This is a genomic window from Bacillus sp. FSL M8-0266 (assembly GCF_038613425.1).
Taxonomy (GTDB): Bacteria; Bacillota; Bacilli; order Bacillales; family Bacillaceae; genus Bacillus; species Bacillus pumilus.
Genome location: NZ_CP152015.1, coordinates 2,523,602 through 2,548,022 on the forward strand (window position 1 = coordinate 2,523,602; position 24,421 = coordinate 2,548,022).

Annotated in this window: 20 protein-coding genes and 1 other annotated feature; of the genes, 2 read left to right on the plus strand and 18 right to left on the minus strand. The window is 42.6% G+C overall.

Annotation, left to right across the window (positions count from 1 at the left end; genetic code table 11):
- Window positions 1–35: 35 nt before the first annotated feature.
- From radC to MKY83_RS12955, 6 genes are all read right to left on the minus strand, one after another.
- Window positions 36–710 (minus strand): DNA repair protein RadC, encoded by a 675-nt coding sequence (radC, locus tag MKY83_RS12930; protein WP_065098530.1) that lies wholly within the window; start codon window positions 708–710, stop codon window positions 36–38.
- Window positions 711–758: 48 nt separating this feature from the next.
- Window positions 759–1,328 carry a Maf family protein gene (locus MKY83_RS12935; RefSeq protein ID WP_065098531.1) on the minus strand — a complete coding sequence of 190 codons (570 nt, stop codon included), beginning with the start codon at window positions 1,326–1,328 and terminating at the stop codon, window positions 759–761.
- A 177-nt stretch (window positions 1,329–1,505) separates the two neighbouring features.
- Window positions 1,506–2,525, minus strand: a complete 1,020-nt coding sequence (locus MKY83_RS12940; RefSeq protein ID WP_106065691.1) for an SPOR domain-containing protein — start codon at window positions 2,523–2,525, stop codon at window positions 1,506–1,508.
- A gap of 168 nt (window positions 2,526–2,693) precedes the next feature.
- A complete protein-coding gene (locus tag MKY83_RS12945; protein ID WP_065098532.1) occupies window positions 2,694–3,413 on the minus strand; it encodes an A24 family peptidase in 720 nt (239 codons plus the stop codon).
- A gap of 147 nt (window positions 3,414–3,560) precedes the next feature.
- A complete protein-coding gene (locus MKY83_RS12950) occupies window positions 3,561–4,865 on the minus strand; it encodes a folylpolyglutamate synthase/dihydrofolate synthase family protein (RefSeq protein ID WP_065098533.1) in 1,305 nt (434 codons plus the stop codon).
- A gap of 65 nt (window positions 4,866–4,930) precedes the next feature.
- Window positions 4,931–7,573, minus strand: coding sequence for a valine--tRNA ligase (locus tag MKY83_RS12955; RefSeq protein ID WP_106065694.1), 2,643 nt, complete (start codon window positions 7,571–7,573; stop codon window positions 4,931–4,933).
- A gap of 59 nt (window positions 7,574–7,632) precedes the next feature.
- Window positions 7,633–7,862, minus strand: a binding site (T-box leader).
- A gap of 168 nt (window positions 7,863–8,030) precedes the next feature.
- On the opposite strand from MKY83_RS12955, the gene MKY83_RS12960 reads away from it, so the two are divergent.
- On the plus strand, window positions 8,031–8,219 hold the full coding sequence (locus MKY83_RS12960) for a hypothetical protein (RefSeq protein ID WP_003216497.1): 189 nt from the start codon (window positions 8,031–8,033) through the stop codon (window positions 8,217–8,219).
- A gap of 46 nt (window positions 8,220–8,265) precedes the next feature.
- Here the strand turns inward: MKY83_RS12960 and ysxE are convergent, their stop codons facing one another.
- The 8 genes from ysxE to hemA all read right to left on the minus strand — a co-directional run bounded on the left by ysxE (window position 8,266) and on the right by hemA (window position 17,176).
- Window positions 8,266–9,297 (minus strand): spore coat protein YsxE, encoded by a 1,032-nt coding sequence (gene ysxE / locus MKY83_RS12965; protein ID WP_217012258.1) that lies wholly within the window; start codon window positions 9,295–9,297, stop codon window positions 8,266–8,268.
- A gap of 37 nt (window positions 9,298–9,334) precedes the next feature.
- Window positions 9,335–10,600 carry a LysM peptidoglycan-binding domain-containing protein gene (locus MKY83_RS12970; RefSeq protein ID WP_113767504.1) on the minus strand — a complete coding sequence of 422 codons (1,266 nt, stop codon included), beginning with the start codon at window positions 10,598–10,600 and terminating at the stop codon, window positions 9,335–9,337.
- Window positions 10,601–10,917: 317 nt separating this feature from the next.
- On the minus strand, window positions 10,918–12,210 hold the full coding sequence (gene hemL / locus MKY83_RS12975; protein ID WP_044139991.1) for a glutamate-1-semialdehyde 2,1-aminomutase: 1,293 nt from the start codon (window positions 12,208–12,210) through the stop codon (window positions 10,918–10,920).
- A gap of 27 nt (window positions 12,211–12,237) precedes the next feature.
- Entirely contained in the window at window positions 12,238–13,209 is a 972-nt protein-coding gene (hemB, locus tag MKY83_RS12980) for a porphobilinogen synthase (RefSeq protein ID WP_034661673.1), read from the minus strand.
- Entirely contained in the window at window positions 13,206–13,997 is a 792-nt protein-coding gene (locus MKY83_RS12985; protein WP_065098537.1) for a uroporphyrinogen-III synthase, read from the minus strand. The genes hemB and MKY83_RS12985 overlap by 4 nt, the downstream gene beginning before the upstream one ends.
- Window positions 13,994–14,929: a hydroxymethylbilane synthase gene (gene hemC, locus MKY83_RS12990; protein WP_126740777.1), complete on the minus strand. Its 936-nt coding sequence runs from the start codon at window positions 14,927–14,929 to the stop codon at window positions 13,994–13,996. Before hemC ends, MKY83_RS12985 begins: the two co-directional genes overlap by 4 nt.
- Window positions 14,930–14,970: 41 nt before the next feature.
- Window positions 14,971–15,801, minus strand: a complete 831-nt coding sequence (locus MKY83_RS12995; protein WP_044139988.1) for a cytochrome c biogenesis protein — start codon at window positions 15,799–15,801, stop codon at window positions 14,971–14,973.
- Window positions 15,802–15,808: 7 nt separating this feature from the next.
- Window positions 15,809–17,176, minus strand: coding sequence for a glutamyl-tRNA reductase (gene hemA, locus MKY83_RS13000; RefSeq protein ID WP_003216303.1), 1,368 nt, complete (start codon window positions 17,174–17,176; stop codon window positions 15,809–15,811).
- 242 nt (window positions 17,177–17,418) lie between these two features.
- Between hemA and MKY83_RS13005 the strand changes: the two genes are divergently transcribed.
- Window positions 17,419–17,904: a hypothetical protein gene (locus MKY83_RS13005; RefSeq protein WP_044139987.1), complete on the plus strand. Its 486-nt coding sequence runs from the start codon at window positions 17,419–17,421 to the stop codon at window positions 17,902–17,904.
- Window positions 17,905–18,147: 243 nt separating this feature from the next.
- Here MKY83_RS13005 and yihA read toward each other — a convergent pair whose 3' ends face one another.
- The 4 genes from yihA to clpX all read right to left on the minus strand — a co-directional run bounded on the left by yihA (window position 18,148) and on the right by clpX (window position 24,291).
- Window positions 18,148–18,735, minus strand: a complete 588-nt coding sequence (gene yihA / locus MKY83_RS13010) for a ribosome biogenesis GTP-binding protein YihA/YsxC (protein WP_003216344.1) — start codon at window positions 18,733–18,735, stop codon at window positions 18,148–18,150.
- A complete protein-coding gene (lon, locus tag MKY83_RS13015; RefSeq protein ID WP_268453010.1) occupies window positions 18,732–21,056 on the minus strand; it encodes an endopeptidase La in 2,325 nt (774 codons plus the stop codon). The genes yihA and lon overlap by 4 nt, the downstream gene beginning before the upstream one ends.
- A 171-nt stretch (window positions 21,057–21,227) precedes the next feature.
- Window positions 21,228–22,889, minus strand: a complete 1,662-nt coding sequence (gene lonB, locus MKY83_RS13020; RefSeq protein WP_012010784.1) for an ATP-dependent protease LonB — start codon at window positions 22,887–22,889, stop codon at window positions 21,228–21,230.
- Between the two features lie 136 nt (window positions 22,890–23,025).
- Window positions 23,026–24,291 carry an ATP-dependent protease ATP-binding subunit ClpX gene (gene clpX, locus MKY83_RS13025; RefSeq protein ID WP_044139984.1) on the minus strand — a complete coding sequence of 422 codons (1,266 nt, stop codon included), beginning with the start codon at window positions 24,289–24,291 and terminating at the stop codon, window positions 23,026–23,028.
- Window positions 24,292–24,421: the final 130 nt, after the last annotated feature.

Below are 24,421 nucleotides of genomic sequence, written 5' to 3' on the forward strand. Positions count from 1 at the left end.
CTCTATTATATCGTAAAACATTGAAAAAAAAAGTGTTACAAATACCCTTTTTCCTTCAAACTCACAAATTTTTGATCACCTATGACCAGATGATCAAGCAGCTGTATTCCAATCAGCTTTCCACATTCTAAAAGTCGTTGTGTAACTTCAATATCTTCCCTGCTGGGCGTCGGATCTCCAGATGGATGGTTGTGCACACATATAAATGAAGCGGCCGAACGTTTAAAGGCCTCTTTGAAAATTTCACGCGGGTGAACGATGGATGAGTTCAGACTTCCAATAAACACAGTATGTTTATGAAGAACTTGATTTTTAGTATTCAGATATAAACAAACAAAATTCTCCTGTTGTAAAAACCTCATATCTTCCATCACAAAATTCGCTCCGTCTTCTGGTGTGCGGATCACATAGCGGTTATCCGTCGTTTGATGGTGTAATCTAGTGCCGAGTTCTAAAGCAGCTAAAAGAGAAATCGCCTTCGCCTTTCCAACTCCTCGAATCTTCGACATTTCTTCAATTGAGGCTTCTTTTACAGAGCGAAGACCGCCAAATGTTTGCAGAAGTCTTGCAGAAATTTGGAGAACTGATTCTTTTTTTGTGCCTGTTCTTAGAAGGATCGCAACAAGTTCATGATTTGACAAACTGCTGGGCCCGTATTTGATAAATCGTTCTCTCGGTTTTTCATCATGAGGGAGATGCTTTAGCAGCATAGGGAAATCATTCAGGGTGACCACTCCTTTTAGAATTCCTTCCTGTCTTCAAAAAGGGGTGATTCCAAAGGTTTCAAGCACTCTGACTATTTTCGCAATAGGTAGACCGACAACGGAAAAATAATCACCATCTATTTTTTGAACAAACAGTGCGCCTTTCCCTTGAATGCCATAGCTTCCCGCTTTATCAAGGGGTTCACCCGTATCAATATAGCGGTCTATTTCATTTTGAGTCAGCGTCCAAAATGTCACTTCTGTCTGTTCATAAAATGTTTCTTTTCTATTCTCTGACTGAACCGTGACACCCGTCAAGACTTGATGTGTCTTTCCTGATAATAATTGAAGCATAAAAGCCGCTTCTTTCTTATCTTTTGGTTTCCCAAGACATTTGCCGTCAATTGCAACAATTGTATCTGCACCAATGACCACAGCTTTGGGATTTAATCTTTGAATATCATTTGCTTTTTGTTCTGCCAACCATTGGACGTTCTCAGCAGGGGAAAGGTTTCGATTTATTTCTTCTTTTAAATGACTTGCTTGAATGTCATAAGAAAACCCTGCTAGATCAAGCAATTCTTTTCTTCTAGGTGATTGCGATGCGAGAATCAATTGGTTCATGTTTGTTCATCCTTTCAGGGTTTAGCCTAAGAAGTAAGATACCCATTCATCCTAGCAAATGTACATCTTACCGACAATTTATGAAAATTCATTTTTCATGTACCTTCATCATTATGTTGGATGCAAAAGAAAAAAACTAGTCATTTTTTGACTAGTTTCGTTTCTTAAAAAATGATTTTACGTATTTAATTGATCAAGCAATGCTTGCTGAGATTTCCAGCCGTTTTCAGCGGTTGGGTCATTTAATAGCTGCACAGCTTTCAGCAAACTGCTTTTAGCCGGTGCATCCTCTGTTTTGGCACTTTCAAGCTCAGAAATCAGCTGCGTGACTTCCTTTTGATCCACTTCATCACCTGCAATTACTTTGGATGATAATACAGATGCCTTTTCTATTAAACTAGTCAGCTCATCCGGTACTTGAAATGAGAGCTCCTTTCCTCCCCACGCCTCAAAGTGCTGATCAATCAATTTCTTCCCTACAGCGCTTGTCATCCCCTGCTCTGTCGCAAGCCCGGCAATGACATAATATCCATCATCCATGGAAATCTTTTTCCCTGCATACCCTGCATCTTTTAAACTGCCAACTAAGTCATCTGCTCCTTTTTCAGAAGAGAATTTCCCAGCCTGTACAACAAAGGTTGATAAACTGCCAGAGGCACTTTTTTCATCTTTGTTCTCTTTTGATTCATCTGTAGTACCTGCATTCGGCGCATCCCCGCCAGCTTTCATCGATGATTGATTTTCAGAACCAGATGCCGAGACACTGATATCTCCACCTGAAGGATTTGGTGTACCATCTTGACTTAAACTAAGCGCAAACACCCCAAGGCCTGTCCCAAGAACGACCGCAAACACAATCGTTGTCATCACTCTCTTGAAGGGACCGCGATTTTTACCGAACTTCTGATCAAAGGAGCTTTTTTTCTTTTGATAAGGTGTGACGACTTTTGGATCAGAATGATAAATATGATCAGCAGCATCATCCCACTGAAAATCTTCTTCTTTCGGTTTAGACGAATCTTCCTGAGAAGCCGCTGTCTCCTGTTCCGAATGTCTCTTTTCCTCCCAATTCGAAAACGTCACTTGATCCTCTTGCTGTTTTGGCGGCTGATGATCATCTTCATGTACCATTTCTTCCTTGCCATTAATATTGACCTTTAGCCCTTGTTTTTTTGCCTGCCTCTTTTTCACTGTCATTCCCCGCTTTCTGACATGTTTGTAAGAAAGACCTTTCTGTCCAATGAATCAGCGCGAATTTAACCCGTCCTTCTTTCTGTTTCACACTTTACCATAGCAGTAAAAAAAAAGAACAAGACTTTTGTCGGCAGGGCAAAAAAGTGTTCGCCAATTTTTTCACCCCTTCGACTAGCCAAATAAAAACAAGACAGGAGCACCACAGAGATACAGCAAAAAAGAAATAGTAATCGAAGGAACAAAAGGGAATGGCTCGTTTACTCGAAAGGAAAAGACCCTTGCATAAACCATTCCAGCGATACATGAGAGAAAAAGCATGAGAAGGAACGGCTTGAAGCCAAAGCAAAACGCAAGCATACTGAATAGCTTCATATCAGCTCCGCCCATACTATTCGGCTTAAAATAATCTAAACTAGAAAACAAAAGAATGCAAAAAATCAGAGAAGCCGCCCCTTCCCACCAAATAAGAAGCGGTTCCAGCGTGCGGTATATGACGAAAAGAGGGAAAAAGAAGAGAAACAGCTCGTTCGGTACCCTCATATAGAGAAGATCACTCACGACAGCAATCACGAATAAACTACAAAGAATCACAAGAAAAAGACCTTCAAACGAAAAACCAGCGATCCTATAAATGAACAAAAAAAGACCGCCTGTCAGCACCTCAACCATTGGATATAGCCTAGACAGCCGAATGCCGCAATGTTTACAAGACCCTCTCCATACAGCATAAGAAACGAGCGGAACCATCTCGTGCAGGGATAGCGGCTGTTTACAGGCTGTGCAGTGAGATCGAGGGAAGAGAATAGATCGCTTCACTGGCAGTCTTTCGCCAACAAGATGAAAGAACGACCCCATCGTGATGCCTGCAAGAAACAGAAAAATCTCAATCATATGTGGTGCTCCTTCCGGTAATAAGATAGACTGGATTTTACCATGACCCTACCCACTAAAGCATCTAGTGAAAATATGATTTTCCCCCTCTTCTACATATAAAAAGAAAAAGACGCAGAAGGCATCAAAGCCATTTGCGTCTTTTCGTTACCCGATCATACGATTTCGTATATCTGAAATAAAATAAAGAGAGCCCGTCACAAGGATCACCGCTGAAGGATCATCACTTTTTTTCTGAATGAACTCAAGCACTGTACGAGGGTCATCATCATACGATTTTGCCTCTAACTGACTGCACGCATAAAGCTTTTCCGCTGATTCAGCTCTTGGAAAATCAAATGAAACAAAATGGATAGAGGAACTAACTGCTTCAAGCTTTTGAATCATTTGCTTGTACGGCTTATCTTTTAAAGCACTAAAACAGACATGTACTTGTTTACTAGAAAAATGGGCTTGCACGGTTTCAATTAAACGGTCGATTCCTTCTTCATTATGAGCGCCGTCTATATACACTGGTGGATGATCTTTGACTTTTTCAAATCGCCCAGCCCAAACAGCATGCCGAATACCTTCATATACCTGCTCTTCTGTCACGCTAATATAGCCTTCTTGCTCCAGCCATTCAATGAGTAGAACAGCATGGGAAGCATTTTGCTGTTGATGCGTTCCGATTAACCCTGTTTCAAGCTCCGGATACTGCCTTTTTGATGTACTTAACGTAAATCGTTCTCCTGTTTCTGTTGGCTGCTGATGACTGAAGGTACAAGTATCCTGTAATGAAATGCATTCCGCCTTCGTTTCTTTTGCGATGTTTTGAATGACCGCAAGTGCTTCCGGTTGATGAACTGCGGTGATCATCGGAATACCCTCTTTGATAATGCCCGCTTTTTCAGATGCAATTTGTTCAAGTGTGTCACCTAGAATCGCCATATGATCATGACCAATCGACGTAATCGCTGTTAAGATAGGTACGGCAACATTTGTTGAATCAAGTCTTCCACCAAGTCCTGTCTCTAATAGGACAAAGTCTACTTGCTGCACATCGGCAAAATAAGCAAACGCACATGCGGTAATGATTTCAAACTCTGTTGCTGCGCCAAGCTCTGTTTGATCTAACTCATCAACAAAAGGCTTGATTTTATTCACCAAACTCAGCCATTCTTCATCCTGTATAGGTGCTCCGTTCACGCTGATTCGTTCATTGAACGTTAAAATAAACGGGGAGGTGAAGGTGCCGACTGAATAGCCTGCTACCTGTAAAACGGAACGAGTAAACGCAATCGTTGAACCTTTTCCATTTGTACCTGCAACATGTACCGCTTTTATGCGTTGTTCCGGATGGCTTAGTTTGTTCATCAGCCACTTCATTCTTTCAAGACCCGGTTTTACACCAAAGGCCAGTCTACTGTGAATCCACTCAATGGCTTCATGATAGGTTGTAAACAATGTCATCTCTCATTTCATCCGAAATTTTCAAAAAAGACGACTCCATTTTGTTAGGAGCCGTCTTTTCAACCTTATGCTTTCAGCTCTTCAATACGCTTTTGAACAGCTTCGCGTTTTGCGACATAGTCACGTTCTTTCGCACGCTCTTCTTCTACGACACTTTCAGGCGCTTTTTTCATAAAGCCTTCGTTGCCAAGCTTTTTCTGGACGCGCTCTACTTCTTTTGTCAGCTTATCAAGTTCTTTTTGCAGACGAGCGATTTCCTCATCTAAGTTGATTAAGCCTTCAAGCGGCAGAATGAGCTCTGCTCCAGAAATAACAGCCGTCATCGCTTTATCACTAGCTGGAACATCTGTACCAATTTCAAGTACACTTGGGTTCGTAAAGCGTTCAATATATGAACGGTTTTTCTCTAAGCGTTCCTGCACATCAGATGTAGAAGCTTTAATGTAAAGCTCCACCTGTTTGCTCATTGGCGTATTCACTTCACTGCGGATGTTACGAACAGAGCGGATGAGTTCCACAAGCAGTTTCATATCAGCAGACGCTTGTTCGTTTGAAAGCTCCGGTTTCACCTTAGGCCAAGACGCTACAGTAATCGATTCACCTTCGTGCGGAAGATGCTGCCAGATTTCTTCTGTTAAGAATGGCATGAACGGATGAAGAAGTCTCATCGTCTGATCTAATACGTACGCAAGGATCGAACGAGTCGTTTTCTTCGCTGCTTCATCTTCTCCATAAAGCGGAAGCTTCGCCATCTCAATGTACCAATCACAGAAATCATCCCAAATGAAGTTGTATAAATGTCTGCCCACTTCACCAAATTCATACTTGTCAGCTAGCTGTGTGACACTTTCAATCGTTTCATTTAAGCGAGTTAAAATCCATTGGTCAGCAACTGATTTTTCTCCAGTTAAATCAAGCTCATCATACGTTAAGCCATCCATGTTCATTAAAGCAAAACGTGATGCGTTCCAAATTTTGTTCGCAAAGTTCCAAGTGGATTCAACCTTTTCAAAGCTAAAGCGAAGATCCTGACCTGGTGAGCTTCCAGTTGCTAAGAAATATCTTAATGAATCTGCACCGTACTTGTCGATGACCTCCATTGGATCAATTCCGTTACCTAGCGACTTACTCATTTTCCGTCCTTGCTCGTCACGGATCAGCCCATGAATCAGAACGTCTTTAAACGGTTTTTCTCCTGTGAATTCAAGACCTTGGAAGATCATGCGAGAGACCCAGAAGAAAATGATGTCATAGCCTGTAACAAGCAGGTTTGTTGGATAGTAGCGCTTGAAGTCTTCACTATCTGCATCCGGCCAGCCCATTGTAGAGAAAGGCCAAAGCGCTGAACTAAACCATGTATCAAGCACATCGTTATCCTGTTCCCAGTTCTCTAAATCTTCTGGTGCTTCCAGTCCAACATATACTTCTTTCGTTTCTTTATGATACCAAGCTGGTATGCGGTGTCCCCACCATAGCTGACGAGAAATACACCAGTCACGGATATTTTCCATCCAGTGTAAATACGTCTTTTCAAAGCGGTCTGGAACAAATTGAACTTGGTCGTCCCCATTTTGAAGGTTGATGGCTTCGTCTGCCAGCGGCTGCATTTTTACAAACCATTGAGTAGATAAATAAGGTTCAACGACAGCTCCGCTTCGCTCACTATGACCAACTGAATGCATATGGTCCTCAATTTTGAACAAAATACCCTCTTCTTGCAAATCTTTAACAAGCTGTTTACGGCATTCAAAGCGGTCCATTCCTTTGTATTGCAGTGCATTTGCATTCATTGTGCCATCTTCATTCATGACAAGAATACGCTCTAGATCATGGCGATTTCCAAGCTCAAAGTCATTCGGGTCATGAGCAGGTGTAATTTTCACAGCTCCTGAGCCAAATTCCATATCGACATAGTCATCAGCAACGATTGGAATCTCGCGTCCTGTAATTGGCAAGACCACCGTTTTTCCAATCAAATGCTGATAACGTTCGTCATCAGGGTGCACGGCAACGGCTGTATCTCCGAGCATTGTTTCAGGTCTTGTCGTCGCAATTTCAATTGAACCCGTGCCATCTGAAAGTGGGTATCTTAAGTGATAAAACGCGCCTTGAACATCTTTATAAATGACTTCAATATCAGAAAGTGCCGTTTTCGTCGCTGGATCCCAGTTAATGATGTACTCTCCACGATAGATAAGCCCTTTTTCATACAATTGAACAAACACTTGGCGTACCGCTTTATTCAGACCTTCATCTAATGTAAAACGTTCACGTGAGTAATCAAGACCAAGTCCCATTTTCGCCCACTGACTGCGAATAAAGTCCGCATATTCTTCTTTCCATTTCCACGTTTCTTCCACAAATTTCTCCCGGCCAAGGTCATAACGGCTTACGCCTTCTTCGCGAAGCTTTGCCTCAACCTTTGCTTGGGTCGCAATACCGGCATGATCCATTCCTGGAAGCCATAGAACGTCATAGCCCTGCATCCGCTTCATACGTGTCACGATGTCTTGAAGTGTAGAATCCCACGCATGCCCAAGGTGCAGTTTTCCTGTCACGTTTGGTGGAGGAATGACGACTGTATATGGATCTTTCGTTTTGTCATTTTGTGCTTCAAAGAATTTTCCTTCAAGCCAGTACGTATAGCGGTCTTTTTCAATCGCATTTGGGTCGTACTTTGTTGGCATTTCTTGATTATTTGTTTCCATTTATGTAACCTCCACATTTTTTCGGCTGATGAAACATAAAAAAAGCCTTTTCATCCTTATAAAAGGACGAAAAAGCTTTTTCGCGGTACCACCTTTTTTCATGGAACACATAGACGTGTCCCATACACTCTAAAGGATAACGGGGTTCTCCCGAATTTCTCTACTTGTTCATTCAAGAAATTAAGCTCACAGGCGACCTTCCAAACAAGTACATCCTAGGAAACCTTTCAGCTCATGGTCTCCCTCTCTTTAGGGTCTTGCTTGTACTCTTCCTGATCCACGCTTACGATATATCACGTTCATCAGCACATACTCATCTTTTATTTATATTACTAAATGCCTTTTGTTTTCGTCAATCATCTTTTCCGCTTTTCTTCTTCTTTATACAAATTGGGCAAGCACCCTTTGCCTTTTTGCCCATATGATAATAACAAAATAAAGAAGGAGGGCGTTTGCTTTGAAAAAGATCAATCCTTACACACTTCCCCCCTGGCTGAGACAAATTCGGGCAGTGGCCTCCCAAGTCGTTCTCCCGATTGCGATATTTCAAGGGTTTCGTACGATCATTTTCCCCACAACATTTGACGTCCTCATCCTAGGTATTCTCATTTTTCTCGCCTGCGCCTTTCACCTTGATTGGTTTTAAACACTCGCTCTTATGTACCGGCCAATATGAACACAAAATAACCTCGTCATTCCGCTGATGACGAGGCACTTTGTTCTTCTTCAAGCCGTCTAGCCTGCTCAATCTCGTGAATTTTCATGACGGTCGGCTCTGAGTTTTTCATCTGCCAATACGCTCTTAACAGCTGTTGGCAGCTTTCCATCTCATCCTGCCCGCCTGCTTCATAGGTTTTAACTGTATCAAACAGACCTTGCGGATAAGCAAGGTAACTAAGAAACAAATGAAGCTCTTCCTCCCGAAGAGGATTTCCTTTTTGGTACGTATAAAACAAGGAAGTGCATTCAGGACAAGACGTGGGATAGGTTTTGAATGTCCGAAAGTAAAAGGTCAGAAGGTCATAAATGGGGGCGGCTTTTTTAGACCGCTCAAAATTGGTGAAATGTCCTGTACCCACATCATTATACAAAAAGTGATGAATCGACAGTTGCCCATGATTTAACACAACACGAGTTGTTTCTTTATCTTTCATTTCTTCATGCCAATCTTCTAGTCGTTCAAGGGCAAATTCGCTGGCAGACATCGCCTCTGAAAAATACATCGCAGCAGCCAGTTCAAATGGCGACATATACCAAGTCTGCTCTGCCCGCTCTATGAATCGTTCATACATGTCTTTCTCTGTTTCCCATTTGGTTCTGATTTGTGTGTAGTGCGCTTCGATCTCTTGCTCTGTGATATCCATCATCACTTCAGTCCGCTTATGAAGTCTTGCAATCTCTTGAAATAAATATTCATGTTTATCGTCCTGCTCTTCTCTCTTTTCATTCGTCAGCCAAGGCATGAGATAGTATGCGTACTGGCTTTCACGATGACTTGAGAAAAAAGAACCGCTCTTCGTCCGATAAATCGGCACAAAAGAGCGATAGCCCTTTGATTCTAGTTCAAGCATTTGCTCTGTAAACTGCATATGTCGACTGGCTTTTACTCGCTTTAAGGCAAATACGCCCTGCTTTGTATACACTTTGACGACAGCAGGACTGACAGGTTCAATGTATTCCGCCTCAAGCCCGTATTCATATAGGACAGATTGGATCTCATCCACGTTCACTCACCACATTTTCTTGATCGGTCATCTCTTGTTAGGCATTGCTTTTTTGATATTCAGGAATATAAAGAATCTGCCCTTCTTCAAGCTCCGCATCCATCGATAATGAGTTTGTGCGAAGGAGCTGCTGCACATTCAACTGATATCTCTCACAAATACGATCGACCGTATCTTCTTGCTGAACTATACATATTTTCATGCGAGAAAAATCTTCCTCCTCCTGCTTAGCAAACAGCTTTGTTAAATAAAGAGAGTTTTCACTGCCAGACGTTTCTCTCACGTCTTCTTCAAACTCCTCTTCTTCTTGAGCTGACTCATATACTTTTGGTGCTTCTCGTTCATATAACCGTCCGAGCTGGTACGTATCATCTTGCGCCTCTTCCTCTTCCACGTGATAAGCGGGTGATTCAAATACTGGATACGGCTGAACCGTTTCTTCCAGCTCTTCAGCTGCTTCGGGATCTTTTCTCACTTCCACCTCAAAGAATGTATCCTCCCGTTTCTCTTCTTCTAAGAGCTTAGGCGGTTCAAAAAATGGTGGTTCTTGCACCTGAGCTTCAGGTAAGGAGCGATAACCAAGCGCCACTTCTTCTTGGCTCTCCGTTTCCTCCCGTTCTTCCGATTCTTCCAGTTCTTCGGTTTCTTCTTCCCTACTCACCAGCTCTATCTCAATTTCTTCTTCCTGCTTTTCTTCTTCGGTGCGCGTGTCATGCTGTAATACAGCCTGATCCTCATCAATCTCACGTTCATAGTTTTGTAGCTCTTCTTGCTCTTCATCTTCTGGCTGCAGCTGATAATCGTAGGTCACGTCGCCATATTCTTCTTCAGAACGATGAACAAATTCATACGGCTCCTCTACAGGCGCTTGAGGCGTTTCCTCGTCTAAAAGACCCTCAATCGCTAGATCAGCTTGAATGGTCAGCAAACGATTTTCTGTCAGCTGGTAATCAAACGCATCAATAAACACAAACACATCATTTAAATGACTGATTTTGTTTTTAGGAATCGTGATATCGACTGGGAATTGATGCAGAAGCTCCGCCGTCCCGTCTTCTCTGACCTTCACCTCATCAGCTTCTCTGTATGATGCATAGGAACTCAATTCACCCAATAGCTCCTCTTGATTTATGTTGTATTCTCCTGTTAGCTCGAGTGAACCTCTAATCGAAACATAATCATTCACTTCTTGAACGAGAATGTCAGGATCGAGAGAAATAGACAGCAGCTCACTGACTTCCTGTCCGCTTTTGAAATAGATTGATTCTTCTACTGAAAACTGTAATCGATTGTTTTGAGACAAGTCGGTGTCCTCCTTTCATCTAATCCTTCAAAATAAAATTAGATGTCAATACAGATGTATGTGAGAGGCAGTGAAAATATGATTGGTTTTCAGCAACACAAAAAAGCCGATATGTCTCCATATCGGCGCAGCGTGTAGTCAAACCCTCGCATTCGTTGTCAGTCCTGTGCGCAGGTGCTCACGAATATCAATTCGCTCCTGTGCTCGACCTTCCTAGACTTCAAAGGTTTTCAATTCACGCCGAAAAGAAGACACAAGGCTGAAAACAAGCCTTGTGTCATGATCAAAAGCCGATATGTCTCCATATCAGCTTTCGTTTATCGACGTAGTTTTTGAAATACTTTTTCCACTGTCTCAATCGTATATTCGATGTCTTCATCTGTGTGAGCTGTTGACAGGAATAGTCCTTCGAATTGAGAAGGGGGAAGGAAGATGCCGTGGTCGGCCATTTCCTTGTAAAATTCAGCAAATAAAGCGAGATCAGCTGTTTTGGCTTTGTCATAATTGACCACTTCTTCATTTGTAAAGAAGAATCCAATCATCGAACCCGCACGGTTAAACGTTAATGGAATTCCGTGTGTTTTCGCCGCGTTTGAAATGCCTTCTTCCAGCCGGTCTCCTTTTCGTCTAAACTCTTCATAAGACTCAGGTGTCAGCTGTTTTAAGGTTTCTAAGCCTGCTGTCATCGCAAGTGGGTTACCAGATAACGTTCCTGCTTGATAAATTGGACCGCTTGGCGCAATTTGTCTCATAATATCCGCTCTTCCGCCATAAGCGCCAACCGGGAGGCCGCCACCAATCACTTTACCAAGACACGTCAGATCAGGTGTGATGCCAAAATAACCTTGCGCGCAGTGATAGTCCACACGGAAGCCGGTCATGACCTCATCAAAAATGAGTAAAGCTCCGTATTGCTCTGTGATGTCTCTCAGCCCTTGTAAGAAACCGTCTTGCGGAGGGACAACCCCCATATTTCCTGCAACCGGCTCGACAATGACACCTGCAATATCGTCTCCAAACTCCTGAAATGCAACTTGAATGCTTTCTAAATCATTGTAAGGCACTGTGATCGTATTGCTTGCAGTCCCTTCAGGTACACCTGGGCTATCTGGAAGCCCAAGCGTTGCGACGCCTGAACCTGCTTTAATGAGCAAGGAATCGCCGTGGCCATGATAGCAGCCTTCAAATTTCACAATTTTATTTCTGCCTGTAAAGCCACGAGCTAGACGAAGCGCACTCATAGTTGCCTCTGTACCAGAGCTGACCATACGAATGACTTCGATAGAAGGTACCCGCTCTGATACAAGCTTAGCTAATTCATTTTCAACTAATGTGGAAGCACCAAAGCTTGTCCCCTTTTCTGCCACTCGCTGAATGCTTTCAACCACACGGTCATTCGTATGCCCTAAAATAAGTGGTCCCCATGATAAGACATAATCGATGTATTCATTTCCATCAATATCATAGATTTTGGCGCCTTTGCCTCGCTCCATAAAAATCGGGTCTGTGTTCACTGATTTAAATGCACGCACAGGGCTGTTGACACCGCCAGGCATTAAATGCTGCGCTTCTTCAAATGCTTGCTTTGATTTTTCATAGCTACGTCCCATTTCAACGTCCTCCTGTCTATCCGTTCTTTATTCTGAGAGCCATTTTGCTGCATCTTTTGCATGATACGTAATGATGAGTTCTGCTCCTGCACGTTTCATGCTTGTCAGCATTTCAAGAACAAGCTCTTTTTCAGAAATCCACCCATTTTGAGCAGCGGCTTTGACCATTGCATATTCTCCGCTCACATTGTATGCAACAACTGGGAGTGTAAATTCATTTTTGACATCACGCATAATATCTAAATAAGAAAGAGATGGTTTCACAATGAGGAAGTCAGCTCCCTCTTCTACGTCAGACTGCGCTTCTCTTAGTGCCTCTAAACGGTTTGCAGGGTCCATTTGGTATGTTTTACGATCTCCAAACTGCGGTGTGCTATGCGCTGCGTCACGAAACGGACCGTAAAACGCACTTGCATATTTCACAGCATATGACATGACAGGTACATGAATAAAGCCAGCTTCATCAAGCGCCTCACGAATGGCCACAACAAATCCATCCATCATATTTGAAGGAGCAATGATATCTGCACCTGCGCGCGCTTGGCTAACAGCTGTTTTCGCTAAAAGCTGAAGAGATTCATCATTTAAAATTTCACCATCTTCAACAATCCCGCAATGTCCATGATCTGTATATTGGCATAAGCAAGTGTCTGCAATAACCACAAGCTCTGGGAAATGCTTTTTGATCTCAAGCGTCGCTCTTTGCACAATGCCATGATCGTGATACGCCTCACTGCCCACATGGTCTTTATGATCTGGAACACCAAATACAATAATTGATTTGATGCCTAGGTCGACAAGCTCTTGGACTTCTTCTTTTACAAGGTCCACTGAAATGTGATAAACACCCGGCATTGAAGGGACTTCTTTTCGGACATTTTCTCCCTCTACAAAAAAGATCGGATAAATGAAATCAGATGGTCTTAAAAAGGTTTCTCTGACTAATTCTCTCATTCCTGCACTTGTCCGCAGTCTGCGGTGTCTGTTAAATTTCATCATTGGTTCAACTTCCTTTCAGATAAACGGCACATCAATTCAAGCATTCCGTCTATCGTATAAGTATCTGGGGTTTCAGAAGAAATCCCGTATTGAAGCAGCGCCTCTTTTGTCAGAGGACCGATCGTCACAAAACAGGTGTCAGAAGCAGCCAGCTTCGCTGCATCTGCCTCCATGGCATGCATAAATGAATGGACAGTGGATGAGCTCGTAAATGTAATAAAATCAAATGATTGCTTCGTCATTGCTGTTTTGAGAGCGGCAATCCCTTCCTCATCCTTGACCGTTTCATATAAAATCCATTCCTTTACTTCTATGCCAAGTGGAACAAGCGTTTTCTTCACGACATCTCGAGACAGGTGTCCTTTTGCTACAAACACACGCTCTCCCAGACGCACATGGTCAAGCAGCGCATCTGCGAGCTCTTCCGCTATGAATCGTTCTGGTACTACATCCACCTTCAAGCCGTGCTGCTCAAGATAGGCAGAGGTTTTCTCACCTACCGCAGCCACTTTCAAATGGGATAAACTCTTATGTAAATGATGGTCTTCTATGTAGCTCAGAAAAAAAGACGCGCCATTTACACTCGTGAAAACAAGCCATTGGCTATTTTCTAAGTCCTTTAAAAAGGCCTGCGCTTTTTCATTTGTGAGCGTAGGCTCAAATCGAATAAGAGAGGTTAAAACAGCATGGCCGTTCAGCTCTTCAATCTTCTGCTGAAACACACCCGCTTGACGTTCATTTCGAGTGACAAGCACCGTCTGTCCGTGAAGCGATTGCCCTATGGTCATTGGGAGGACAGATCCTTTTTCACCTTGTCGATTAAATCCTTTGCTCCCTTATCAGCCATCTGCTTCGCACATGCTGTTCCAATTGCTTCAGGGTCAGTGCCTGATACAGTTTCTCGAATAATCGTGTGTCCGTCAGCAGATGCCACAAGACCCGTCAGTTCAATTTCATCACGCTCATTCATCGTTGCATAGCCAGCGATCGGCACCTGACAGCTGCCATCCATTTGTTTAAGGTAGGCTCTTTCTGCGAGAACCGTTTTCTTTGTGTATTCATTCGTAAATTGAGCGAGAAGCTGCAATAGCTCTTCATCATCTCCGCGGCACTCAATTGCCAAAGCGCCTTGACCAACTGCGGGCAGGCAAGTCTCAGGAGATAAAAATTCAGACACGACCTCTTTGCTCCATCCCATTCTGGACAGACCGGCAGCCGCTAGAATAATGGCATCATATTCTTCATTTTTCAGCTTTTCCAATCGTGTATCAATGTTTCCTCGAATCCATTTAATGTTCAGATCTGGTCTTTCCTGAAGAAGCTGGGCACTGCGCCGTAAGCTGCTCGTTCCCACAATAGCACCCTTCGGCAGCTCATGAAGACGCAGATGATCCTTCGAAATTAGAGCGTCCCTTACATCTTCACGCTCAGGAATACAGCCAATGACTAACCCTTCAGGAAGAGCAGCCGGCATATCCTTCATACTGTGAACTGCCATATCGATGTCGTGATTCAGCATCGCCTGTTCAATTTCTTTGACAAACAGTCCTTTTCCGCCAACCTTTGATAAGGTCACATCTAAAATTTGATCACCCTTTGTCACAATCTCTTTTATTTCAAAAGAATAAGAAGGGTTTAGTTCAGACAGCTTTTGAATGACCCATTTTGTTTGTGTAATTGCAAGCTTACTTCTTCTAGAACCTACTTTAATTGTACGCAATTCGTCTTCCTCCCGACAATGCCCTTAAGACTCATCATTATTTATTGAAACCAATGAAAGGTTGATAAGCTACCAAGCAGAAAATAATTGATCATCAGCACAAAGAATGAACCGACATTCCACAGTGCCACGACTTTGCCCTGCATATTTCTCACCAATCTGATATATAAGTAAACACCATATAAAAACAGCATAATAAACGAACCCAGCACCTTTGTATCTGTCCAGTACAACGTATCATACGAAATATATGCCCAAATGATGCCAAGAATCAAACTAAGTAAGAGCATCGGCACGCCAATAATGTTTAATACGTATGCCATATGATCAAGCTTCGATAAATCTTCAATTCTCAGAAGCCATTTTCCCCATTTTTTCTTTTTCAGCAAACGATATTGAAAGAGATAGAGTAGAGAGAAAGCAAATGAAAGTGAAAAGGCACCGTATGATAAAATCGCCATCGTAATATGAATCACAAGCAATTCACTCGTCAGCTTCCCAGTTAGTTCTGCTGAGTGGAGATCAGATGGTGTAAAGGTGTGAATCGCCATCAAGGAAAAACCGATGACATTTGTAAAAAAGACGATAAATTCAACACGCAATATTTTTGTGAGAACAAGTGAAAGTGTCACAAGCACCCACGTATAAAAATATAACCCCTCTGCTACATTCAACACAGGGAATCGGTCTGTTTCCATCATAATATAGAACATGTAGACTGTTTGCAGCAGCCAGACAATAGAAAGCAACCAGAAAGCCATTTTTCCAGCCTTCCGGTTGTGTTGAAGAAAATCTATGAAATAGAACAAGACACTTAGTGCATAGATCAAGGTCGTCGCTTCGCCTAGTCTCGCTACAATGGATTCCATCATCGCTTAATCACTCACTGGCAACTGTAGCAAAGCCTTGTGCCATATTTGGTTTAAACAGCTGAAATGATCCTTGCTCCACCTGCATCGGCTCCACCTTTTGCTCTTCATCTTCAACCTGTAAATCAAAGATTTCTTTGAACAGTAAAAGTTTTTCTTCTGCATTCGGCTCCGCGGCAATTTCTTTTGCCTTTAAGATAGGATCTTTCAGCATTTGATTGATAATGCTTTTCGTATGTTTATTTAATAGCTTCATTTCACGATGTGTGAGATTCGGAAGCTTTCGCTCAATACTCTGCATCGTATCCGCTTGAATCGTCAGCGCCTTTTCTCTAAGTGCAGAAATGACAGGAACCACACCAAGCGTATTCAGCCATTGCTTAAATTCCACAATTTCTGCTTCAATGAGGAGCTCAACCTGCTCAGCCACCGCACGACGCTCTTTTAAGTTAGCTGCCACGATGCCCTCAAGGTCATCAATGTCATACAAAAAAGCACCTTCTACTTCAGAAATGGCTGGATCTAAATCACGAGGGACAGCAATATCCACCATAAATAGAGGTCTGCCCTTCCGCTTTTTATTCGCACTTTCGACCATTTCTTTTGTAATGACAAATTGTTTCGCACCAGTGGAACTAATTAAAATGTCAGCTTCGGATAATGTTTTTTCCAATTGGTTTAAGCTTTTAGGCTCTCCTGAAAAACGGCCCGCCAATTCTTTTGCTTTCTCATACGTTCGATTGATAACCGTTACTTGACCAATCCCTTGACCTTGAAGGTTTTGAGCCGCTAGTTCGCCCATTTTACCCGCACCAAGAATCAGGACATGTTTATCAGAAAGACGTCCAAAGATTTTTTTCGCAAGCTCGACAGCCGCATAGCTGACAGACACGGCATTAGACGCAATGTCTGTTTCCGCATGAGAGCGTTTTGCAACGGTGACCGCCTGTTTGAATAAATAATTGAAAACGGTACCAATGGTCTTCTCCTCTTGAGCTACTTTAAAGCTAGAGCGCACTTGACCAAGTATTTGTGTTTCGCCAATCACCATGGAATCAAGTCCACAGGCCACACGGAATAAATGCTCGACCGCTCCATCATTTTCATAGAACTTCAAATATGGCGAGACATCTTCCTTTTCTAAACCGAACCAATCAGCTAAAAATCTTTTTATATAAAACCGTCCAGTATGAAGCTGATCTACCACTGCGTAGATCTCTGTTCGATTACATGTTGAGATGACGATATTCTCTAGAATGCTTTTTTCTTCTTTAAGCTTGGACATCGCTGTTCCGAGCTCGCTCGGTTCAAAGCTCAGCTGTTCCCGTATCTCAACAGGGGCTGTTTTATAATCTAAACCCACAACAAGAATATGCATAACTTCAGCTTGCACCCCCAACGCCCTGTCTAATTTATAATAATTACAATATAGAATTTATTATTTATAGTGATTATAACATATATTCATTTTTAACTGGATGAAAATTGTGAACAGATTTCAAAAATGTTGTGATATAGTAGAAAAATGTTCGACACTCATTATGCCATATCATCACTTCAAGCAATTTACCAGATTTGGCGCGTGCGGACAAATGATCTGCTTAAAAGAAGGTGACATCTTTGAAGAAGAAATCCATTTTGCTACCGCTCACTTTGCTGGCTGTAGCGCTATATGCCATTCTCTCAGGAGGTCAATTTGACATTTGGAAGGATCAAGAGAAATGGTATACACTCGTACTGCTTTTTGGCCTTGCTTTCTTATATCAAGGAAAGAAGGAGCAAGAAAGCGCTCATGTGTTTATCGGTATGCTGATGACGGGCCTTTCGCTACACTTTATTCTTCAGCCAAAATTGGACTACTGGCCAGACACATTTACGATGATCGTATTCATCGTTGGACTTGCTCTTTTTGTGAAATCATCTCAGAAAAAAGAATATCGTATTGAAAGTGTTGTTCTCATTGCACTCGGTCTGTTCCTTTATTTCTTTCAGCAAATTACAAAACAGCTAAGTTCCCTTTCGATCCCTACTTCCGGTTTTGAATTGTACTGGCCTTATGTACTGATTGCTGTCAGTCTCCTCTTATTATTTTTAAAAAGGAAATAACTTATACAATAAAAAGGCATCTGCTTATGACAGATGCCTTAGATTGTTGACAAAGTGCTAAAATGATGTTTATTTTAGCACTTTGTCTTCTTTTCAGCGTGATAGAAAACCTTTGAAGTCTAGGAAGGGCAGCTACTTTTGCGGAGCGAATTGAACATTCGTGAGCACCAGCGCGCAGACCTGACAACGAATGCGAGGGTTTGGCTACACGCTGAGGCATCTACTTATGACAGATGCCTTTTTTTAGTTATTAATCTTCGCAAGGATGGCATTCCAGGCTTCGTCTTTTCCCTTTTTTGTTTCAGAAGAGAATAGGACTAGTTCATCTGATGGGGCAATGTCGAGTGTCTGTTTGACGACTTTCGCATGTTTTTCCCATTTGCCTTTTGGAATTTTGTCCGCCTTTGTTGCGATGACGATCACAGGAACTCCGTAATATTTCAGGAATTCATACATGTTCACATCATCTACTGATGGCTTATGACGCAGGTCCACAATTTGGACGACTGCTTTTAATTCTTCACGCATTGTAATATACGTTTCGATCATTCTACCCCAGGCTTCACGCTCTGTCTTTGATACTTTAGCAAAGCCGTAACCTGGAACGTCCACAAAATGGAGCATATCATTGATGATGTAGAAATTAAGCGTTTGAGTCTTACCTGGTTTAGAAGACGTACGCGCTAAATTTTTACGATTAATCAATGAGTTGATGAACGAGGACTTCCCAACATTTGATCGTCCAGCAAGAGCGATTTCAGGCAGTCCCCCGCTCGGGTACTGCTCTGGTTTTACCGCACTGATGACGATATCTGATTTTGTTACTTTCATCTTCCCTCTCCTACCAACGCTTTCTCAAGCACCTCATCTAAATGCGAGACCGGAATAAAGGTTAGTCCTTCTCTCACACTTTCAGGAATATCATCAATATCCTTCTCATTGTCCTTTGGAAGAATAATGGTTTTCAGTCCTGCGCGATGTGCGCCTAATGCTTTTTCTTTTAGTCCGCCAATTGGAAGCACTCTTCCTCTTAACGTAATCTCTCCTGTCATACCAATCTCTTTTGACACAGGTCGTCCTGTGAGGGCTGATACAAGAGCCGTCGCAATGGTGATACCAGCTGATGGCCCGTCCTTTGGAACCGCACCCTCTGGAACATGGATATGAATATCATGCTTTTCATTAAAATTAGGATCAATGTTCAGTTCATCTGCTTTGGAACGAATATAACTGAATGCCGCCTGTGCAGATTCTCTCATGACATCACCAAGCTTACCTGTTAACAACAGCTTGCCTTTACCCGGAGAAAGTGATACCTCAATTGACAAGGTGTCTCCGCCAACAGTGGTATACGCAAGTCCTGTGACAACTCCCACTTGGTCTGTCGTTTCAGCCTGACCATAACGGTAAAGTCTTTTTCCGAGAAATTCAGATAAGTTCTTTTCTGTCACCGTGATGCGTTTGCGGTCTTCAGCCACAATCGCTCTTGCCGCTTTACGGCATATCGCCGCAAGCTGACGCTCTAATCCACGAACACCAGCTTCTCTTGTGTAATAGCGAATCGTATCATAAATCGCTGCTTCACGAAGCTGCAAGTTCCCTTTCTTTAATCCGTGCTCCTTTAGCTGCTTCGGCAGAAGATGATCTTTCACAATTTCTGCTTTTTCAACCTCTGTATACCCTGCAATCGTGATAATCTCCATTCTATCACGAAGTGGACCTGGAATGGTTGCTAAATTGTTGGCAGTGGCAATAAATAACACTTGAGACAAATCAAATGTTTCTTCAATATAGTGATCGCTAAAGTTATGATTTTGCTCTGGGTCTAAGACTTCGAGCATCGCAGAAGATGGATCACCTCTAAAATCAGAGGACATTTTATCAATTTCATCTAAAAGGAAGACCGGATTCATCGTTCCTGCCTTGCTCATTCCGCGAATAATGCGGCCTGGCATCGCACCTACATACGTTCTTCTATGTCCACGAATCTCGGATTCATCACGCACACCGCCAAGGGAGATACGGATAAACTTTCGGTCAAGTGATTTGGCAATCGATTTGGCAAGTGATGTTTTCCCTACTCCAGGAGGTCCTGCTAAGCAAAGAATCGGTCCTTTTAATGAATTGGTCAGCTTCTGTACAGCAAGATATTCAAGCACCCGTTCTTTGACCTTTTCCAGCCCGTGATGCTCATCATCTAAAATTTCACTTGCAAGCTTTAAATCTAGACGATCTTCTGTATAGATGCCCCACGGGAGACCGATCAGCCAATCAATATAATTTCGAATCACAGAGCTCTCAGCAGAGCTTGAAGGAATTTTTTCATAACGGTTCAATTCTTTGAGCGTCGTTTCACGAACAGAATCCGGCATGCTCGACTCTTCGATTTTAGACATTAAAGAACTGACTTCGCCAGTTTTCCCTTCTTTGTCTCCAAGCTCCTTTTGAATGGCTTTCATTTGTTCACGTAAATAATATTCTTTTTGCGTCCGTTCCATTGAACGTTTCACGCGCTGCCCGATTTTCTTTTCAATCTCGAGTACTTCTTTTTCATTGTGAATTAAGCTGATGACCCGGTTCAGCCGTTTTTTGACATCCACTGTTTCCAGTACTTCTTGTTTGTCCTTTAGTTTGAGCGGCAGGTGAGAAGCAACGATATCTGCCATTCTCCCCGGTTCCTCAATATCCGTCACTGTTGCATATGTTTCAGCTGAGATTTTTTTTGAAATTTTTATGTATTGATCAAAGTGATCTAACAATGTACGCATGAGTGCTTCTGCTTCTGCGTCCTTTAATTCTTCTTCTGCCAATTCTTTAATGTCGACAGACGTATAGTCCTCGAGCTCGACATATGATTCGATCTGTGCTCGATTTAAGCCTTCAACGAGTACACGAATCGTTCCATTTGGCAGCTTCAGCATTTGTTTAATTTTTGTGTAGGTGCCGACTTTGAAAATTTCCTCTTCACCTGGTTCATCTATTGAAATTTCCCGCTGTGTTGCTAGAAAAATCATATGATCGTTCATCATCGCCTGTTCTAATGCTTGAACAGACTTTTCGCGTCCAACGTCCAAATGCAAGACCATTGTTGGATAAACAAGCAAACCTCGCAATGGAAGGAGCGGAACATTCTTTTTGATTTCATCTGCCATGTTGATTGACACCTCCGTCACTAGTATGAATCATTATAATATACCTGTTTCAGTCTTGTACAATGTAAAAGACTTAAGAAATGTTGATCTTACCGTAGTATACCCTTTCTTTTTATCTTGAAAAAGAAAAAAAGATCTATTTCACTAAAAAATCCCCATATGTGATGGGGATTAAACAGATTTTCTTTTCATTTCGTCTTCTAGTCCATCTTTCTTCTCGTCTGGCGGGTTAACCAGACACTGATCCAGCACTTCTTGGAAGTGCTTCACAGGCACAATGGTGACCCCTTCAATCTCTTTTAAGATTGACTGTTGGTTGTCATAAGGAATAATGACGGTTGTGGCACCAGCCTGCTTCGCTGCCTTAATCTTCGGTATCACACCACCGATCGGCTTCACCTGACCTTGCAATCCGATTTCACCCGTCATGGCTGTTAGGTGATCAATCGGGATTTGATGTATGGCTGAGAAGATTGCGGTCGCCATGGCAATCCCAGCAGACGGCCCATCAATAGGGGCACCGCCTGGAAAATTAATATGGATGTCATATTCATTTGTCCGAATACCTAAATTTCGTAGCACAGTTAATACATTTTCGACTGACCCTTTGGCCATACTTTTTCGTCTAATGGATTTCGATTGATTGCCAATACTTTCTTCTTCTGCAATGCCTGTAATGTTGATACTGCCTTTTTCAAGTGCCTTACAGATGTTCACTTCAATCTCAAGCAAGGCACCGCTGTTTGGTCCATAAACGGCCAGTCCATTGACTACCCCCACTTTTGGCTTTTCCGGTACTTTTTGTTCATATCTTGGTGTCAGCTGGCTTGAATGAATGACCCATTCTACATCTTCGATTGTGATGTCTTTTCGGTTTTCCGTGACCGCCATGCCAGCGGCAATCTGCACCATGTTGACCGCTTCACGTCCATTTTTCACATAGGAGGTTAACAGGTTAAGCCCTTCATCACTTAATTCCTTTTGAATTTTTTGGACAGCCTTGGCAGCGACGATTTTCAGTTCATGCTGGTCAAGGTCTTTAAAGAAAATTTCCAGACATCTTGACCGGATCGCTGGTGGAATTTCGTCAGGTGTTCTTGTCGTGGCACCAATCAATCGAAAATCAGCCGGAAGTCCATTTTGGAAAATATCATGAATGTGATTCGGGATTTGGGTATTTTCTTCACTGTAGTAGGCACTGTCTAAAAAGACTTTCCGATCTTCCAGCACTTTGAGCATTTTGTTCATTTGAATCGGATGCAGCTCGCCAATTTCATCGATAAACAGAACCCCGCCATGAGCATGCGTGACGGCTCCTTGTTTTGGCTGCGGAATGCCTGCTTGCCCCATTGCTCCAGCCCCTTGGTAAATTGGGTCATGCACGGAACCAATAAGCGGGTCTGCAATGCCTCGTTCATCGAATCTCGCGGTTGTGGCATCGAGCTCTACAAAGACCGCATCTTTTTTAAACGGTGAATCAGCGTGACGCTTTGCTTCTTCCATCACAAGACGGGCAGCGGCTGTTTTACCGACTCCCGGTGGTCCGTAGACGATGACATGCTGTGGGTTCGGCCCGCATAGTGCCGCTTTTAGTGCACGAATGCCGTCTTCCTGCCCCACAATATCCTGAAACCCCTTTGGCCGGACTCTCTCTGATAAAGGTTCACTCAGCTTGATTGATCGCATCTTTCTGAGTGCTTCCATTTCTTTCTTTGACTCTTTGTCTATCGTCACCTTTTGTGTGCGCTGATTTCGCAGTAAGTTCCAAAAGTACAGCCCGATGACGATACCAAAGAACAGCTGTATGAATAATACGATTCCTGTCCAGCTCAATCGGTGCTCCCTCCTTCATCTTTCGTATGTATTGGTTTCTGTCTGCTAGTATTTCCTAGAGCTGGACGGAATAAACACCACTTCATCGATAAATAAAAAACTCCTGAATCAAAAAGATTCAGGAGTGAGACTACTCTTATGCAGATGTTTTCGTATCTTTATTGACAACTGTGCCGTCCTTTAACACAAGACGCGGCGACTCGCCATCAGCAACTGTTGCACCAGTGATGACACATTTTTCAATATCATCACGTGATGGAAGGTCAAACATCACATCAAGCATGATGCCTTCAATAATTGAACGTAGACCACGAGCTCCTGTTTTACGCTCAATTGCTTTTTTCGCAATTTCGCTAAGAGCATCTTCTTCAAATTCTAGCTCTACATCATCAAGCTCAAGCATTTTTGTATACTGCTTAACGAGTGCATTTTTAGGCTTCGTCAAGATCTCTACAAGTGCTTTTTCATCTAACGGCTCTAGGCTTGCAATAACCGGTAGACGACCGATGAATTCTGGGATTAAGCCGAAGCGAAGCAAGTCTTCTGGGAGTACTTTTGATAGAAGAACTTCTTTTTCAAGATCTTCGATTTTATTTTCCGCACCGAATCCAATGACTTTTTGACCAAGACGGCGTTTGATGATTTGCTCAATGCCGTCAAAGGCTCCACCACAAATAAAGAGGATATTTGTTGTATCGATTTGAATGAATTCTTGATGAGGATGCTTACGTCCACCTTGAGGCGGTACACTAGCGACAGTTCCTTCAAGAATTTTCAATAGTGCTTGCTGAACACCTTCCCCAGATACATCACGAGTGATAGAAGGGTTTTCTGATTTTCTTGCTACTTTATCGATCTCATCGATGTAGATAATGCCTTTTTCCGCTTTTTCTACATCATAATCGGCTGCTTGGATCAGCTTTAGTAAAATATTCTCTACGTCTTCACCAACATAACCTGCTTCAGTTAGTGATGTTGCATCTGCAATCGCAAATGGCACATTTAAAATACGAGCAAGCGTTTGAGCAAGTAATGTTTTACCGCTTCCTGTTGGCCCAATCATAGAGATATTACTTTTCGAAAGCTCAACATCATCAATCTTGCTGTTGGAATTGATCCGTTTGTAGTGATTATAAACCGCTACAGCTAAGGATTTCTTCGCATTTTCTTGGCCGATGACATATTCATCAAGAATCTCCCGAACTTCATGAGGCTTCGGAACATCCTTGAATTCAACTTCTTCCTCAGTGCCGAGCTCTTCTTCAACTATTTCCGTGCAAAGCTCGATACATTCATCACATATATATACGCCAGGTCCTGCGACCAGTTTACGCACTTGATCTTGCGTTTTTCCGCAAAACGAGCATTTTAATTGACCTTTTTCCTCGTTGAATTTAAACATTCTTTCACCCCTTATTCTTCTTCACTTGCCTGTAGCTAACAGTCAGCTACCTTTCTGGGTCCAGTATGTATGCATTTTACCATACTTTCCTAAAAGACGGTAATGATGTGTTTCTAACACTGCACATCGA